Source organism: Streptomyces litmocidini (genome assembly GCF_014649755.1).
Lineage (GTDB): Bacteria > Actinomycetota > Actinomycetes > Streptomycetales > Streptomycetaceae > Streptomyces > Streptomyces litmocidini.
The window spans coordinates 474,959-490,993 of sequence record NZ_BMTQ01000001.1; the positions used below are offsets into that span (position 1 = coordinate 474,959).

The 16,035-nt window shown below is 71.6% G+C and carries 15 protein-coding genes; 9 read left to right on the forward strand and 6 right to left on the reverse strand.

The annotated features are described in order from the left end of the window. Nucleotides 1-63: 63 nt before the first annotated feature. Nucleotides 64-819 (reverse strand): polyphosphate--glucose phosphotransferase, encoded by a 756-nt coding sequence (gene ppgK, locus IE180_RS02105; RefSeq protein WP_190154981.1) that lies wholly within the window; start codon nucleotides 817-819, stop codon nucleotides 64-66. Between the two features lie 30 nt (nucleotides 820-849). Continuing rightward, entirely contained in the window at nucleotides 850-1,902 is a 1,053-nt protein-coding gene (locus IE180_RS02110; RefSeq protein ID WP_190154982.1) for a 4-hydroxy-3-methylbut-2-enyl diphosphate reductase, read from the reverse strand. A 54-nt stretch (nucleotides 1,903-1,956) separates the two neighbouring features. Between IE180_RS02110 and IE180_RS02115 the strand changes: the two genes are divergently transcribed. The 4 genes from IE180_RS02115 to IE180_RS02130 all read left to right on the forward strand — a co-directional run bounded on the left by IE180_RS02115 (nucleotide 1,957) and on the right by IE180_RS02130 (nucleotide 5,800). Next, on the forward strand, nucleotides 1,957-3,309 hold the full coding sequence (locus tag IE180_RS02115; protein ID WP_190154983.1) for an APC family permease: 1,353 nt from the start codon (nucleotides 1,957-1,959) through the stop codon (nucleotides 3,307-3,309). A gap of 129 nt (nucleotides 3,310-3,438) precedes the next feature. Beyond that, complete coding sequence (xseA, locus tag IE180_RS02120; RefSeq protein WP_190154984.1) at nucleotides 3,439-4,656, forward strand: exodeoxyribonuclease VII large subunit; 1,218 nt, start codon at nucleotides 3,439-3,441, stop codon at nucleotides 4,654-4,656. 91 nt (nucleotides 4,657-4,747) lie between these two features. Then, complete coding sequence (locus tag IE180_RS02125; RefSeq protein ID WP_190154985.1) at nucleotides 4,748-5,005, forward strand: exodeoxyribonuclease VII small subunit; 258 nt, start codon at nucleotides 4,748-4,750, stop codon at nucleotides 5,003-5,005. Nucleotides 5,006-5,209: 204 nt separating this feature from the next. Then, nucleotides 5,210-5,800 (forward strand): malonic semialdehyde reductase, encoded by a 591-nt coding sequence (locus tag IE180_RS02130; protein WP_190154986.1) that lies wholly within the window; start codon nucleotides 5,210-5,212, stop codon nucleotides 5,798-5,800. A 72-nt stretch (nucleotides 5,801-5,872) separates the two neighbouring features. Here IE180_RS02130 and IE180_RS02135 read toward each other — a convergent pair whose 3' ends face one another. Beyond that, on the reverse strand, nucleotides 5,873-6,406 hold the full coding sequence (locus IE180_RS02135) for a DUF4245 domain-containing protein (protein ID WP_190154987.1): 534 nt from the start codon (nucleotides 6,404-6,406) through the stop codon (nucleotides 5,873-5,875). 117 nt (nucleotides 6,407-6,523) lie between these two features. On the opposite strand from IE180_RS02135, the gene glpX reads away from it, so the two are divergent. After that, a complete protein-coding gene (gene glpX, locus IE180_RS02140) occupies nucleotides 6,524-7,558 on the forward strand; it encodes a class II fructose-bisphosphatase (RefSeq protein WP_041131039.1) in 1,035 nt (344 codons plus the stop codon). Nucleotides 7,559-7,656: 98 nt separating this feature from the next. On the opposite strand, the gene IE180_RS02145 is transcribed toward glpX, so the two are convergent. After that, nucleotides 7,657-8,028: a WhiB family transcriptional regulator gene (locus IE180_RS02145; protein WP_190154988.1), complete on the reverse strand. Its 372-nt coding sequence runs from the start codon at nucleotides 8,026-8,028 to the stop codon at nucleotides 7,657-7,659. Nucleotides 8,029-8,186: 158 nt separating this feature from the next. After that, a complete protein-coding gene (locus IE180_RS02150; protein WP_190154989.1) occupies nucleotides 8,187-8,906 on the reverse strand; it encodes a DUF1707 SHOCT-like domain-containing protein in 720 nt (239 codons plus the stop codon). A 449-nt stretch (nucleotides 8,907-9,355) separates the two neighbouring features. Between IE180_RS02150 and IE180_RS02155 the strand changes: the two genes are divergently transcribed. The 3 genes from IE180_RS02155 to IE180_RS02165 all read left to right on the forward strand — a co-directional run bounded on the left by IE180_RS02155 (nucleotide 9,356) and on the right by IE180_RS02165 (nucleotide 12,884). Further along, entirely contained in the window at nucleotides 9,356-11,029 is a 1,674-nt protein-coding gene (locus tag IE180_RS02155) for a fumarate hydratase (RefSeq protein WP_190154990.1), read from the forward strand. A 242-nt stretch (nucleotides 11,030-11,271) separates the two neighbouring features. Continuing rightward, entirely contained in the window at nucleotides 11,272-11,901 is a 630-nt protein-coding gene (locus IE180_RS02160) for an HAD family acid phosphatase (RefSeq protein WP_190154991.1), read from the forward strand. A 338-nt stretch (nucleotides 11,902-12,239) separates the two neighbouring features. Continuing rightward, nucleotides 12,240-12,884, forward strand: a complete 645-nt coding sequence (locus tag IE180_RS02165) for a lipoprotein (protein ID WP_190154992.1) — start codon at nucleotides 12,240-12,242, stop codon at nucleotides 12,882-12,884. A 63-nt stretch (nucleotides 12,885-12,947) separates the two neighbouring features. On the opposite strand, the gene IE180_RS02170 is transcribed toward IE180_RS02165, so the two are convergent. Then, the gene (locus tag IE180_RS02170; protein WP_190154993.1) at nucleotides 12,948-14,477 is read right to left on the reverse strand and encodes a ricin-type beta-trefoil lectin domain protein; all 1,530 of its coding nucleotides are present in this window, start codon (nucleotides 14,475-14,477) and stop codon (nucleotides 12,948-12,950) included. Nucleotides 14,478-14,583: 106 nt separating this feature from the next. On the opposite strand from IE180_RS02170, the gene IE180_RS02175 reads away from it, so the two are divergent. Continuing rightward, nucleotides 14,584-15,984 carry a class II fumarate hydratase gene (locus IE180_RS02175; protein ID WP_190154994.1) on the forward strand — a complete coding sequence of 467 codons (1,401 nt, stop codon included), beginning with the start codon at nucleotides 14,584-14,586 and terminating at the stop codon, nucleotides 15,982-15,984. The last annotated feature ends 51 nt before the right edge of the window (nucleotides 15,985-16,035 follow it).

Consider the following 16,035-nt stretch of genomic DNA (forward strand, 5'->3'; position numbering starts at 1 on the left):
AGCCGGATCCAGGACAGCAGGATCCCGGACAGCCGGATCCAGGATCCCCCGCCCGTACCCCCCTCAGACCAGCCTCGCCGCCGTCCCCGCCGCCATTCCCGCCCCCACGATCCCCGCGTTGTTCTGCAGCTCCGCCGGGACGATCTTCGCGCGGACGCCCTCGATCAGCGGCAGGAACTTGTCCGCCTTGCGGCTCACTCCGCCGCCGATGATGAACAGCTCGGGCGAGAAGAGCATCTCGACGTGCGCGAGGTACTTGCGCAGCCGTCGGGTCGCCCAGTGCTCCCAGGTGAGGCCCTCGTCCTCCTTGGCCCTGGTCGAGGCCCGGGTCTCCGCGTCGTGGCCCTTGAGCTCCAGGTGGCCCAGCTCGGTGTTGGGGACGAGCCTGCCGTCGACGAAGACGGCCGAGCCGATGCCCGTGCCGAGGGTCAGCAGGATCACCGTGCCCTTGCGGCCCCGGCCCGCGCCGAAGGTCATCTCGGCGATCCCGGCCGCGTCCGCGTCGTTCAGGACGGTCACCGGGAGCCCGCCGAGGCGGTCGCTGATCAGGGCGCCCGCGTCGACGCCGATCCAGGACTTGTCGACGTTGGCGGCCGTACGGACGGTGGAGCCGGTCACGACGCCGGGGAAGGTCACCCCCACCGGTCCCGTCCAGCCGAAGTGCGTCACGACCTCCGCGACGCAGCCCGCCACACCGTCGGGTGTGGCGGGCTGCGGGGTCAGTACTTTGTGGCGCTCCTCGGCGAGCGCTCCGTGTGCCAGGTCCACGGGGGCGCCCTTGATGCCCGTACCGCCGATGTCCACTCCGAAGACGTTCATGGACCCCACCGTAAGGGCAGGCGCGCCGCGTTACTCCTCGACCGGCGCGACGGGCGCGGTCGCCGCGAGCTTCTCGGCCTCGGCCCGCAGGTCCTTGTTGCGGAGCTCCTTGGGCAGCGAGAAGGTCAGGGACTCGTCCGCCGTCTTGACGATCTCCACGTCCGCGTAGCCGCGCTCGGCGAGCCACTCCAGGACCTCCTGCACGAGGACGTCCGGGACGGAGGCTCCGGAGGAGAGGCCGACGCTGGTCACGCCCTCCAGCCAGGCCTCGTCGATCTCACTGGCGAAGTCGACCAGGTACGCGGCGGGGACGCCGGCCTGCTTGGCGACCTCGACCATGCGGATCGAGTTGGAGGAGTTCTTCGAGCCGACGACGATCACCAGCTCGGCCTGGCCGGCGAGCTCCTTGATGGCGGTCTGGCGGTTCTGCGTGGCGTAGCAGATGTCGTCGGACGGCGGGGAGATCAGCTGCGGGAACTTCTCCTTCAGCGCGTCGACCGTCTCCATCGTCTCGTCGACCGAGAGGGTGGTCTGGGAGAGCCAGACGACCCGGGAGGGGTCGCGGACCTCGACCTTGGCCACGTCCTCGGGGCCGTCGACCAGCTGGATGTGGTCGGGCGCCTCGCCGGAGGTGCCGATGACCTCCTCGTGGCCCTCGTGGCCGATGAGGAGGATGTCGAAGTCCTCCTTGGCGAAGCGGACGGCTTCCTTGTGGACCTTGGTGACCAGCGGGCAGGTGGCGTCGATGGTCGCGAGCCGGCCCGCGCGGGCCTCCTCGTGGACGGTGGGGGCGACGCCGTGCGCGGAGAACATCACGATGTTGCCCGGCGGCACCTCGGTCGCCTGGTCGACGAAGATCGCGCCCTTCCGCTCCAGCGTCTGGACCACGTACTTGTTGTGGACGATCTCGTGCCGGACGTAGATCGGCGCCCCGTACTGCTCCAGGGCCTTCTCGACGGCGATCACGGCACGGTCCACGCCCGCGCAGTAGCCACGGGGAGCGGCGAGCAGGACACGCTTCGGGCGGTTCGTCGCGGAGGCGGAATCGGGCGTCGGCGCGGGCGTTGCAGTCATGCGTCCCATCGTAAGGCCGCGTCGGTGAGCGGTTGGAGCGGCGCCGTGGCCGAAACTGGCGCCATGGCTCAGGAGACGCAGGTGGCGGACCACGAGGGACTCAAGCGGAATCTCGGATTCCGCGACCTTGTCGTGTACGGGCTGCTGTTCATCGCCCCCATGGCGCCGGTCGGCGTCTTCGGGACGCTCGACGCGAAGTCGCACGGGGCCGTCGCACTGGTGTACGTCGTGGCGACCGTCGCCATGGCGTTCACGGCGTTCAGTTACGCCCAGATGGTGCGGGTCGCGCCGCAGGCCGGTTCCGTCTTCACGTACGCGCGCAAGGGCCTCGGGGAGGGGCCGGGGTTCATCGCCGGGTGGATGGCGATGCTCGACTACCTGCTGATCCCGGCCGTCGCCTACCTCTTCGCGGGCATCGCGATGGAGGCGCTGGTCCCGGAGGTGGACCGGTGGGTGTGGACCGGGATCGCCGTGGTGGTCACCACGCTGCTGAACCTGTGGGGCGTGCGGGCCGCGGCCCGGGTCGGCTTCGCGGTGCTCGCGATGGAGATCGTCGTCCTGCTGGTCTTCGTCGTGTCGGCGGCGGTGGTGCTCGCACGGGACGGGGCGCTGCGCGACGGGTGGTCGCCGCTCACCGGCGACGCCTCGTTCTCGCTCGCCGCGGTGGTGGGCGCGGTCTCGGTGGCCGTCCTGTCGTACCTGGGCTTCGACGCGATCGCCTCCTTCGCGGAGGAGGTCACGGGGGGCTCGCGGAAGGTGGCGCGGGCGGTGCTGTTCTGCCTGGCGCTGGCGGGCGCCCTGTTCGTGGCCCAGACCTGGCTGGTGGCGCTCCTCGAACCGGCCTCCTCGGCCGAGCTCGCCGCCGACCCGGCCAAGCAGGGCTCGGCCTTCTACGACGCCGTGGACGCCTCCGTCGGCGACTGGCTGCACGACCTGGTGGCGGTGTCGAAGGCGATCGGCGCGGCCTTCGCGGCGCTCGCGGGGCAGGCGGCGGGCGGCAGGCTGCTGTTCGCGATGGGCCGCGACCGGCGCCTTCCGCACGTGCTGGCCCGCACCGACGGCGGCGTCCCCCGGGTGGCGCTGCTGGTGGCCGCGACCGTGACGATGATCGCGGCGGTGTGGGCGGCGCGCCGGGACGACGGCCTCGACCACCTGGTCTCGGTGGTCGACGTCGGCGCGCTGACCGCCTTCGTCCTGCTGCACGCGAGCGTGGTGGGCTGGTTCGCCGTGCGGCGGGCGGAGGGGCCGCCGCACTGGCTGAAGCACGTCGTGCTGCCGGTGGTCGGTGCGGCGATCCTGATCGCGGTGATCGTCGAGGCCTCGGCCGCCGCGCAGGTGGTGGGGGTGGTGTGGCTGGGGGTGGGTCTCATCGTCCTCTCCGTCCAGGGCGCGACGAGGACGCCCCCGCGCGCGTAGGCCCTTCCCCGCGCGTAGGCCCTTCCCGCGCGCGTAGAGCCCGTACGAGGCGGCCGGGGCTCCCGGGACGGGCCGGGTCGGCCGCCGCGCGCCCCTGACGTTGTCGTACCGCGCGGTTACGCTCGGTCCATGGGTCTGACTACGTCCGCCGAAGCACCGCTTCCCGTCGGTGAGGTCTCCCGGCTCATCGGGGGGTGGATCGACCGGCTCGGGGCGATCTGGGTCGAGGGGCAGATCACGCAGCTGTCGCGGCGCCCGGGCGCCGGGGTCGTCTTCCTGACGCTGCGGGATCCCTCGTACGACATCTCCATCAGCGTCACCTGCTACCGCCAGGTCTTCGACGCGGTCGCGGACGTCGTCTCGGAGGGCGCCCGGGTCGTCGTGCGCGCCAAGCCCGAGTGGTACGCGCCGCGCGGGCAGCTGTCGCTGCGGGCGGTGGAGATCAAGCCCGTCGGGATCGGCGAGCTGCTCGCCCGGCTCGAACAGCTGAAGCGGAGCCTGGCCTCGGAGGGGTTGTTCGCCCTCGACCGGAAGAAGCCGCTGCCGTTCCTGCCGCACCTGGTGGGCCTGGTCTGCGGCCGCGCCTCGGCGGCCGAGCGGGACGTCCTGGAGAACGCGCGCCGGCGCTGGCCGGCCGTCCGCTTCGAGGTGCGGAACGTCGCGGTGCAGGGCGTGAAGGCGGTCCCGCAGGTCATCGGGGCGGTCAGGGAGCTGGACGCGCACGAGGACGTGGACGTGATCATCGTGGCCCGGGGCGGCGGCAGCGTCGAGGACCTGCTGCCGTTCTCGGACGAGCAGCTGATCCGTACGGTGGCCGACTGCCGTACGCCGGTGGTGTCCGCGATCGGGCACGAGCCGGACTCCCCGCTGCTCGACCTGGTGGCCGACCTGCGCGCCTCGACGCCGACGGACGCGGCCAAGAAGGTCGTCCCGGACGTCGGCGAGGAGCTGGACCGGGTGCGCGGCCTGCGGGACCGGGCGCTGCGGACCGTGCAGGGGCTCCTGGACCGGGAGGAGCGCGGCCTGGCGCACGCGCTCGCGCGGCCCGTCATGGAGCACCCGCGGCGCATGGTGGAGGTCCGCGAGGACGAGGTGGCGGCGCTCCTGGCCCGGAGCCGGCGGGTCCTCGGGCACCTGCTCGACCGGGCGGACTCGGAGCTCTCGCACACGCGGGCGCGGGTCCGGGCGCTGTCGCCCGCCGCGACGATGGAGCGGGGGTACGCGGTGCTCCAGCGGGCGGACGGGAAGGTGGTCCGCTCCCCCGGGGAGGTCTCGGGGGAGGAGGAGCTGCGGGCCCGGGTCGCCGAGGGCGAGTTCACGGTGCGCCGCGTGCCCGGCCCCGCCTGAGCGGAAGACGCGGAAGACACGGAAGACACGGCGGTCGAGGAAGACGCGGCAGCCGGGCAGGAACGACCGGACACGGAGGACGGAGCGACACATGGCGGCGGATACGGGCACGGAAGAGGCGGCCCTCGGGTACGAGGAGGCGCGGGACGAGCTGATCGAGGTCGTCCGGCGCCTGGAGGCGGGCGGGACGTCCCTGGAGGAGTCCCTCGCCCTCTGGGAGCGGGGCGAGGAGCTGGCGAAGGTGTGCCGACGCCGTCTGGAGGGGGCGCGGGCCCGGCTCGACGCCTCGCTGGCGGCGGAGCGCGCGGCCGAGGAGGACGGGGAGGGCGAGGAGGACGGGGAGGACTGAGAGGGGGAGGGCCGAGGAGGGGCCGAGAGGACGGAGAGGGCGCGGACGCGCGGCGCGGCCCGCGCCGCCCTGGCATAGACTCCGAGTGAAGCGGATCACTATCCGGATGAGTTAGTTGAATTTTCACCAACTCTGGGCGTACTGTCGGGACATCGCTCGAACCCCCTTCGAGCGACCCCCTTTGCAGTCCGGAAGGTACGCAGCATGTCTCTCGCCCTTGACGCCGTCGCCCAGGACCTCCTCTTCCGTGAGGCCCGCACCGCCAACACGTTCACCGACGAGCCGGTGACCGACGAGCAGGTCCAGGCGATCTACGACCTGGTGAAGTACGGCCCCACCGCCTTCAACCAGACCCCGCTGCGCATCACCCTGGTCCGTTCCCCCGAGGCCCGCGAGCGCCTGGTGAAGCACATGGCCGAGGGCAACCGGGCCAAGACCGCCGCCGCCCCGCTGGTCGCGATCCTCTCGGCCGACAACGAGTTCCACGAGGACCTGCCGGCGCTGCTCCCGCACTTCCCGCAGGCCAAGGACATGTTCTTCTCCGAGCGCCCGGTCCGCGAGGGCTCCGCGCTGCTGAACGCCGCCCTCCAGGCCGCGTACTTCATCGTGGGCGTCCGCGCCGCCGGCCTGGCCGCCGGCCCGATGACCGGCCTGGACTTCGCCGGCGTCCAGAAGGAGTTCCTGGACGACGACCACACCCCGCTGATGGTCGTCAACATCGGCAAGCCGGGCGAGGACGCCTGGTTCCCGCGCTCCCCGCGCCTGTCGTACGACGAGGTCGTCACCACCGTCTGATCCTGACGGCAGCACGAGGAAGGGCCCCGCACTCCACGAGTGCGGGGCCCTTCCCGTCCGTCCGGACCCGGCTCAGGCCTTCTTCGCCTGGAGCGAGCCGGCCATCTCGGCCAGCCGCTCGAAGGAGGCCGTGCCGGTCACCACGGTCGTCGCGCCGTTCTCCGTACGGACCAGCGCGTCGTACTTCGGGCCCTCCCAGCGCTGCCAGACCCGCCCGGCCACCGTCTGGGTCTTCCCGGTGTCCTTCGCCTTCAGGGTCACCTCGGGCACGAACTTCCCCGGCTCCGCCGTCGACTGGTTGACCGCCACGTACTGGGTGTCCGGGGAGAGGAAGCCGAGCTGCCAGGCGTCGCCCTTCTCGCGCTTGTACGAGACGACCGTCGCCTTCCATCCCTCGCCGAGGCCCTCGGGGGCCAGCACCGGATACGGCGCCGCCCGCTGGGCCGTGAGGAGCTCGACCCGGTAGTCCTTCACCCGGACCGGTTCGCTGCTCTCGTCGTGCGGGATGAAGAGATACATCACGCCCGCGGCGACCATGATCACCGCGAGGGACTGGAACATCCCGCGTACCGTCTGCCTGCCTCGCATACCTGCCACGCCCACCATGGTCGCATCATGGTGTCCTGCTCATACGTGGGCCCCTCTGCTCATTTTGTCGACGTACCGATAGAGTCGCAGCACCCTCTTTTTCCCGGCCGTCGCCGTACAGAAAGGTGCGCTCCGATGACCGAGCACCACCACCTTCCGCCCGAGCTTGTCGTTTCTCCCGAGGCCCCCGACCGCAACCTCGCCCTGGAGCTGGTCCGCGTCACCGAGGCCGCCGCCATGGCCGCCGGCCGCTGGGTCGGCCGCGGCGACAAGATCGGCGCGGACGGGGCGGCGGTCAACGCCATGCGGACCCTGATCTCCACCGTCTCGATGAACGGCGTCGTCGTCATCGGCGAGGGCGAGAAGGACGAAGCCCCCATGCTCTTCAACGGCGAGCGGGTCGGCGACGGCACCGGCGCCGAGGTCGACATCGCGGTCGACCCGATCGACGGCACCACGCTCAACGCGAAGGGCATGCCGAACGCGATCGCCGTCCTGGCCGCCGCCGACCGCGGCACCATGTTCGACCCGTCCGCGGTCTTCTACATGGACAAGCTGGTCACCGGCCCGGAGGCCGCCGACTTCGTCGACATCAACGCCCCCGTCTCGGTCAACATCCGCCGGGTCGCGAAGGCGAAGAACTCCTCCCCCGAGGACATCACGGTCGTCATCCTGGACCGCCCGCGCCACGAGGGCATCGTCAAGGAGATCCGCGAGACCGGCGCCCGGATCAAGTTCATCTCGGACGGCGACGTCGCCGGCTCGATCATGGCCGTCCGCGAGGGCACCGGCGTCGACATGCTCATGGGCATCGGCGGCACGCCCGAGGGCATCATCTCCGCCTGCGCCATCAAGTGCCTCGGCGGCGTGATCCAGGGCAAGCTGTGGCCGAAGGACGACGCCGAGCGCCAGAAGGCCCTGGACGCGGGCCACGACCTGGACCGTGTGCTCTCCACGAACGACCTGGTCAGCGGCGACAACGTCTTCTTCGTCGCGACCGGCATCACCGACGGCGAGCTGCTGCGCGGAGTGCGCTACCGCGCCGAGACGGCGACCACGCAGTCGCTGGTCATGCGCTCGAAGTCCGGCACGATCCGCCAGATCGACTCGACGCACCGGCTCTCGAAGCTGCGCGCGTACAGCCAGATCGACTTCGACCGGGCGAAGTAGCGGGGCGGCCGGGAGCCGGCCGCACGAAGAGGGGCGCCCCCATGTGCGGTGGGGGCGCCCCTTCCCGTACGGACCGGGCGCGGGCCTTCGCGGTCCCGTCAGCCCGCCTGGGCGATCGGCTCGGTCGCGGCCGCCTTCCGCAGCTCCACCTCACGCCGCCGGCGCCGGGCGAGGACGACGCGGCGCTCCGCCGCCGTGAGCCCGCCCCACACCCCGTACGGCTCGGGCTGGAGCAGCGCGTGCTCCCGGCACTCGACCATCACGGGACAGCGCGCGCAGACCCGCTTGGCGGCCTCCTCGCGGGCGAGCCGCGCGGCGGTGGGCTCCTTGGAGGGAGCGAAGAAGAGCCCCGCCTCGTCCCGGCGGCACACCGCCTCCGCGTGCCATGGACCGCCCTCGTCCTCCCGGGCAGGGGCACGCTGAGAGGGCACGGCGGCGACCTGGAGGGGCTGATGCGGCGGTTGCAGCACGGTCTACTCCTGACGACGGCTTCGCGAGCGAGCGGCGATGCCCCAGCCTTACCCGTTGTGCGCGCGCCTATGCACTGCGTGCCCCGCCGTTCCGCACTGCGGAGAGCCGGGGGCGAATTCCGGTCACCTTCCGGCCCTCGTCGGACGGTTCCCCGGCGTCAGTGCCCGAGGTGCTTGCGGAGCTTGCCCTGGAGATCGGTGATCCACTTGCCGCGCTTGGGCTTGGCCTCGACGTTCCCGAAGACCGAGTAGCCGTTGACGACGACGACCGGTGCCTGCGGGTCGGCCCCTTCCAGGGTCACGACCTCGAAGTTCCCGAAGACGCCGCTGCCGTTGCCGCGCAGGCTGATGTTCTCCGGGACCCGGATCTCGACGTTCCCGAAGATGGAGGTGGCGTTGATGGTGGTCAGCCGCTGGGCGAAGATCGCCTCGGTCAGGTCCACCTCGATGTTCCCGAAGAGGGCGAAGGCGTTCGTCCGGCGGCTCACCCGCCAGCGGCCCTTGCGGGTCGTGCTGGAGAAGACCGCGACCAGGTTGTCCGCGGGTCCCTCGGAGTCGTCGGGGCCGTAGGCGAAGGCCGGTTCGGCGTCCCGGGCGGTGCGGGCGCTCGGCAGGTCGCGGACGATCGGCTCCAACTCGCCGACGGTCTTGGCACGGTAGACCGCGTCGATCCGGTCCGAGTGCTCCTCGGCGTCGAGCCGCCCCTCGGCCAGGGCGTCCCGCAGGATGTCCGCGATCCGGTCCCGGTCCGCGTCCGACGCCCGCAGCGAGCCCTGCGGATCGGCGAAGGCGGGCCCGGCGAGAGAGGGCTCGGCGGGGGCGACCGGCCGCTGCGGCCGCGGCTGCTTCTCGGGTTCGGGCTGCTTTTCGAGGTCCACGGAGCCAGCGTAGCGACACGCGATAGATCGCGACCAGAGGGAACACCCCGGGCACACCCCCCAACCCCGCGGGCCGCGTCCCCTAGGGGACGGGGCCGGGGCCGACGGAGGACGGGGCGGGGGCCCGGCAGGGGGTGGCCGGGGTACGAGGGAGGGGGGTGGACCGGGGCACGACAGGGGACGGGACCGGGGCCCGGCGGAGGACGGGGCCGGGGCCCGGCGGAGGACGGGGCCGGGGCCCGGCGGGGGTGGGCCGGAGTTCGACGGAGGATCGGGACCGGGGCCCGGCGGGAGCCGCGCCCGGTGTGCGAACGCGCCGTTCCGGTGCGTTTCCCGCACCTGGTGAGCCTTACCTCACAGGATCCGGGCCGCCCCCGCGTCTTACGCTGGACGGTGCGCCGCCAACGGAGGCGGCGCTGCTGTCTGCCGAGTGAGGAATGGCCGCCGTCATGCCTGAGTTTGCGTACTCCGATCTGCTCCCCCTGGGAGAGGACACCACGCCCTACCGCCTGGTGACCTCCGAAGGAGTCTCCACCTTCGAGGCCGACGGGCGCACGTTCCTCAAGGTCGAGCCGGAGGCGCTGCGCAAGCTGGCCGCCGAGGCCATCCACGACATCCAGCACTTCCTGCGCCCGGCCCACCTGGCCCAGCTGCGCCGGATCATCGACGACCCGGAGGCGTCGAGCAACGACAAGTTCGTCGCGCTCGACCTCCTGAAGAACGCGAACATCGCCGCCGCGGGCGTGCTGCCCATGTGCCAGGACACCGGCACCGCGATCGTCATGGGCAAGCGCGGCCAGAACGTGCTGACCTCGGGCCGCGACGAGGAGGCCCTGTCCAAGGGCGTCTACGACGCCTACACCAAGCTGAACCTGCGCTACTCGCAGATGGCGCCGGTCACCATGTGGGAGGAGAAGAACACCGGCTCGAACCTGCCCGCGCAGATCGAGCTGTACGCGACCGACGGCGGCGCGTACAAGTTCCTCTTCATGGCCAAGGGCGGCGGCTCGGCCAACAAGTCCTTCCTCTACCAGGAGACCAAGGCGGTCCTGAACGAGGCCTCCATGATGAAGTTCCTGGAGGAGAAGATCCGCTCGCTCGGCACGGCCGCCTGCCCGCCGTACCACCTGGCGATCGTCGTCGGCGGCACGAGCGCCGAGTTCGCGCTCAAGACCGCGAAGTACGCCTCCGCGCACTACCTGGACGAGCTGCCCACCGAGGGCTCGGCCGAGACCGGCCACGGCTTCCGCGACAAGGAGCTGGAGGAGAAGGTCTTCGAGCTGACGCAGAAGATCGGCATCGGCGCGCAGTTCGGCGGCAAGTACTTCTGCCACGACGTCCGCGTCGTCCGTCTCCCCCGCCACGGCGCCTCGCTGCCCGTCGCGATCGCCGTCTCCTGCTCGGCCGACCGCCAGGCCGTCGCGAAGATCACCGCCGAGGGCGTCTTCCTGGAGCAGCTGGAGACCGACCCGGCGCGCTTCCTGCCGGAGACGACCGAGGAGCACCTCGCCACGGACGAGGACGTCGTGAAGATCGACCTCAACCAGCCGATGGACGAGATCCTCGCCGAGCTCACCAAGTACCCGGTCAAGACCCGGCTGTCCCTCAGCGGTCCGCTGGTCGTGGCGCGCGACATCGCGCACGCCAAGATCAAGGAGCGGCTGGACGCGGGCGAGGAGATGCCGCAGTACCTGAAGGACCACCCGGTCTACTACGCGGGTCCGGCGAAGACCCCCGAGGGCTACGCCTCCGGCTCCTTCGGCCCGACGACGGCCGGCCGCATGGACTCGTACGTGGAGCAGTTCCAGGCGGCGGGCGGCTCGAAGGTCATGCTGGCCAAGGGCAACCGGAGCAAGCAGGTCACGGACGCGTGCGGCGCGCACGGCGGCTTCTACCTGGGCTCGATCGGCGGTCCGGCGGCCCGTCTCGCGCAGGACTGCATCAAGAAGGTCGAGGTCGTCGAGTACGAGGAGCTCGGCATGGAGGCGGTCTGGAAGATCGAGGTCGAGGACTTCCCGGCCTTCATCGTGGTCGACGACAAGGGCAACGACTTCTTCCAGAACCCGGCGCCCGAGCCGACGTTCACGCACATCCCGGTGCGCCGGGGTTCGCAGCTGTCGTAACCCCTCCCCCGGGCGCCCGGGGGCGCCACGCGCGCGTTCCGGCGTGCGGTCCCGGCTTCGGCCGATCGCCCCGGCTTCCGGAACCCCCCGGTCCGTCCTCGGACCGGGGGGTTCCGGCGTTCCCCGTGTCGATCTCCGCTCAGAAAGTGGCTACCGACCGGTAGCCCTCCCGTCGCCTACTGGTCAGTATGGGGCGCGAGCATGTCAACCACTGAGCCGGTCGACCCTCTCGGGAGCCCCCCATGCCCTCCGTCAAAGCCACCGCCACGGCCACCACGGCCCTCGGCCTGACGGCCCTCCTCGTCCTCGGCCCGGCGCCCGCCGCCTCGGCCGCCGATCCGGACACCCACGTCACCTCGGCCGCGGCCCTCGCGGACGTCGACTACACGACCTGGCGCCGTGACGTGGCTGCCGTCGTCGCCGAGGCGCGCCCGTACGTCGAGGCACGCTCCGCGAACGCCGGCCGCGAGAAGCAGGCCCTCGTCCTCGACATCGACAACAGCTCCCTGGAGACGGACTTCCACCCGTTCTGGGAGCTGCCGACCCCGGCCATCCCCGAGGTCCGCGCCCTGGTCGCCGACGCCCACGCGCGCGGTGTGTCCGTCTTCTTCGTGACGGCCCGTCCGGGGATCATCCGCTCCCTGACCGACTGGAACCTGAAGGAGGCCGGCTACCCCGTCGACGGTCTCTACGTGCGCTCGCTCCCCGACCTGTTCGGCGAGGTCAGCGCGTACAAGACCGAGAAGCGCGCCGAGATCGAGGCCAAGGGCTACACGATCATCGCGAACATCGGCAACAACACGACCGACCTCGTCGGCGGACACGCCGAACGCGCCTTCAAGCTCCCGGACTACGGCGGCAAGCTGTCGTAACGGTCCCACCGCGTGGTCATGTGGAACTCCATCCGGTCCCACCGCGTGGTGATGTAGAACTCCATCCGGACGCAGTCCCCGTCAGGGTCGAACGGATGCATCCGCGCGCCTGCTCGAAGTCGCCGGTTCCGCCGGTGACGGCGATGTCGAAGGCGGTCGGGTTCTCGTTCGAGGTGTCGAAGGCGGTGAGGGTCCGGGCGGTGGGCTGTCCGCCCGGCCCGCCGTCCAACTCCCGTGGGACGGGGTCCTCCTGGGCACGTTCCCCATGGTGCGGCGGTCACCGCCGTCTCGCCCGTCCGGCGCAGTCCCGGGCCGCCCGGTCGGGGATCATGGGCGCCATGCCAGAGAGAGCACGACCGATGCGCACGGCCGTCCCCGCCGCCCTGGTGGCGGCCGGGCTGCTGCTGACCGCCTGCGGGACCCTCCCGGATCCGGCCGCCCCGGCCGCCCCGGCCGCCCCGGAGAAGGCCACCGCCGCCGCCCCCGCCGTCAAGGCCGTCGCCGCCCTCGGCGGCCCCGGGACGGCCTGCGCGCTGCCCGTCTCCTTCGGACTCGCGGAGGGCTGGAAGCCGGAGGCCGTGAAGAACCCCGAGGACCCGGAGTTCGCGGCGCTCACCCGGCAGGGCCCCGCCACGGTCCGCTGCGAGGTCGACGCCAAGCCGTCGGGGAACATCGGCTACCTGCGGGTGTGGACGGCCGCGAAGGGCCCGGCCCGGACGGCCCTCGAGGGCTTCGTGCGGGCAGAGAAGGGGAGTTCGGCCGTCACCTACCGGGAGACGGAGGCGGGCGCGCTGCCCGCGACCGAGGTGACGTACTCGGTGGGGGACAAGTCGGCGGAGGGGGCCGAGGAGGAGCGGGCCTTCGCCGTCGCCACCCCGAAGGGCGAGGTCGTCATCGTCCACCTCGGCGGTCTCGACACCGACGAGCACCGCGCGATGCTCCCCGCCTACGAGCTGGCGAGGACCACGCTCAAGGCGCTCTAGTCGTTCCGGACACGGCCGTGGCCCCCGTCCCGCACCGGACGGGGGCCACGGGGCGCGCGGGCCCTACGCGAACTTCTGGTTCGCGGAGCCGTCGCAGTTCTGGAGCCGGATCGGCTCCTTCGCCGCGCCCTGGGTGAGGCAGAGGCCGGTCGCGGCCGCGGGGCGGACGGTGGCGCCGTCACGGACGAACTTCTGGTTGGCGGCGCCGCCGCAGTTCCAGATGATGAGCGCCTTGCCGGGCTGGTAGACAGCGCCCGGCACGTCCAGGCAGCGGTCCTGGGTGAGCTGGGTGTGGACGGTCCCCCGGGCGGAGTCGTACCACCAGCCCTGGTTGCGGCCGCCGTGGCAGTCCCAGCCGAGGACGGCGGTCCCGTTGGCGGACTCGGAGGCGTTCACGTCCAGGCAGTTGCCGGTCGCCTGGTTCTTCAGCGGCTTGTACGCGTCGTCCCAGGCGAGCGGGAAGAGCGTCGGGGTGCCGGAGGAGTTGACGTCGGCGCAGCTCGCCTCACGCAGGCCCGAGTCGTAGATCTGGGTCAGGCAGGAGGCGAAGGCGCCGTGGCCGCTCCTGTTGGGGTGGAAGGACTGGCGGACGGAGTTCTCGTCGAGGCCGCCGGGCTTGGAGAGGTCGATGTAGAGGCCCCGGGCCCAGGTGTCCTCCATGCAGACCTCGTGGCCGTTGAAGAGGCGCGAGTTGTCGAGGTAGACCGCCCCGGTGTCGGCGGCGACCGTGCGCATGCCGCGCTCGAAGGCCGGGACGGCGGCGTTGCGGCCCCACTTGGTGTCGGAGTCGTAGCCCATGCCGCCGCAGGCGAGCTTCCCGGAGAAGTTCGGGTTGTCGTGGAAGTCGGGGCCGATGGGGCTGGGGTAGCCCATGACGACGAGCTTGTAGTCGCCGTCGGCGTATCCGGCGTCGCGCATGACCGTCTTCAGGTCGCGGACGGTCTGCTCGACCTTGGGGACGAGCGCGTCGACGCGGGCCTGCCAGCCGGGGGCGTACTTGGGCTCGCAGGTGCCCTGGCTGAGCACGTAGCGCTGGACGCAGTCGGTCATGACGGGACCGAACTGGAGGTCGTCGTTGGCGCCGGCGACGAGCAGGACCATCTTGATGCGGGTGTTGCGGGCCTTGACGGCGAGGTTGTCGCTCTGGACGAGCTCGTCGGCGTACTGCTTGGAGCCGCCGATCCGGATGTTCCCGGTGTACGCGCCGGAGCAGGACACGTTGAAGGTCAGGTCGGCGGGGATCCCGGTGCGGTGGATGGCGGCGTCCGGGGAGCGGTGGCACCAGTTGGTGGGTCCGTTGGTGGGGGACTCGTACGTGCCGACGCCCTCGCCGGAGATCTCGCTGTCTCCGAGCGAGATGAGGCCGGTCTTGCGCTGGGCGAGCGGTCGCTCCTCGGGACTGCCGTAGATCTTGGTGGCCTCGGCCGCCCGGATCGCCTCCAGCTCGGGAGAGAGCGGTACGGAGGTGATTCCGGCCGCGGTGCTCGTGTCGGCCGCGCCGGCGGGGGCGGCGGCGGTCATGCTGCCGAGGGCCGCCGCCGCGGCGGCGACGGCCGCGACGGACCAGCGGAGTCTGGACCTGGTGCGCTTCACTGCGCCTCCTGGAAGTGGGGTTACCCACGGTTTTTACTGGCCGGTACGCCCCTTGGGAATACATCGAACAAGACAAGTGCTCATCTTTTATCGGAGGTTGAGGAACATGAACGACACGGACGGGTACCGCATCGAGCACGACTCCATGGGCGAGGTGCGGGTCCCCGCGCACGCCAAGTGGCGGGCCCAGACCCAGCGGGCGGTGGAGAACTTCCCGATCTCCGGCCAGCGTCTGGAGCGCGCCCACATCGAGGCCCTGGCCCGGATCAAGGCCGCCGCCGCCAAGGTCAACGCCGAGCTCGGGGTGGTCGAGAAGGACCGCGCCGAGGCGATCGTCTCGGCCGCGGAGGAGGTCGCCGAGGGCCGCTGGGACGAGCACTTCCCCGTGGACGTCTTCCAGACCGGCTCGGGCACCTCGTCCAACATGAACACCAACGAGGTGATCGCCACCCTCGCCACCGAGCGGCTCCCCGAGGGGCGCGAGGTCCACCCCAACGACCACGTCAACGCCTCGCAGTCCTCGAACGACGTCTTCCCCTCCTCCATCCACATCGCGGCCACCGCCGCCGTCACCCGCGACCTGATCCCCGCCCTCGACCACCTGGCCGCCTCCCTGGAGCGAAAATCGGCCGAATTCGCGTCGGTGGTGAAGTCCGGCCGTACGCATCTGATGGACGCCACCCCGGTCACCCTGGGCCAGGAGTTCGGCGGTTACGCGGCCCAGGTCAGGTACGGCGTCGAGCGGTTGCGCGCCTCGCTCCCCCGGCTCGCCGAACTCCCCCTCGGCGGCACGGCGGTGGGCACCGGCATCAACACTCCGGCCGGCTTCTCCGCGGCCGTCATCGCGGAGGTCGCCCGCGCGACCGGGCTGCCGCTGACGGAGGCCCGCGACCACTTCGAGGCCCAGGGCGCCCGTGACGGCCTGGTGGAGACGTCCGGGCAGCTCCGGACCATCGCCGTCTCGCTCACCAAGATCGCCAACGATCTGCGCTGGATGGCCAGCGGCCCGCGCACCGGCCTCGCCGAGATCAACCTCCCCGACCTCCAGCCCGGCTCCTCGATCATGCCGGGCAAGGTGAACCCGGTGATCCCCGAGGCCGTCCTGATGGTCGCCGCGCAGGTGACCGGAAACGACACCACGGTCGCGGTCGCGGGGGCGGCGGGGAACTTCGAGCTCAACGTGATGCTCCCCGTGATGGCCAAGAACCTGCTGGAGTCCGTACGGCTCCTGGCCAACGCCTCCCGGCTCCTCGCCGACCGCACGGTCGACGGCGTCACCGCCAACGCCGAGCGCGCCCGCGAGTACGCCGAGTCCTCGCCCTCCGTGGTCACCCCGCTGAACAAGTACATCGGCTACGAGGAGGCCGCCAAGGTCGCGAAGAAGTCCCTCGCCGAGCGGAAGACCATCCGCGAGGTGGTGCTGGAGTCCGGCTACGTCGAGCGGGGCGACCTCACCGTCGAGCAGCTGGACGAGGCCCTGGACGTGCTGCGGATGACCCGTCCGTGACCCGCGCCGCGGACGGCGCCCGTGACCGGTGGTACGGATGACCCGCTCGTG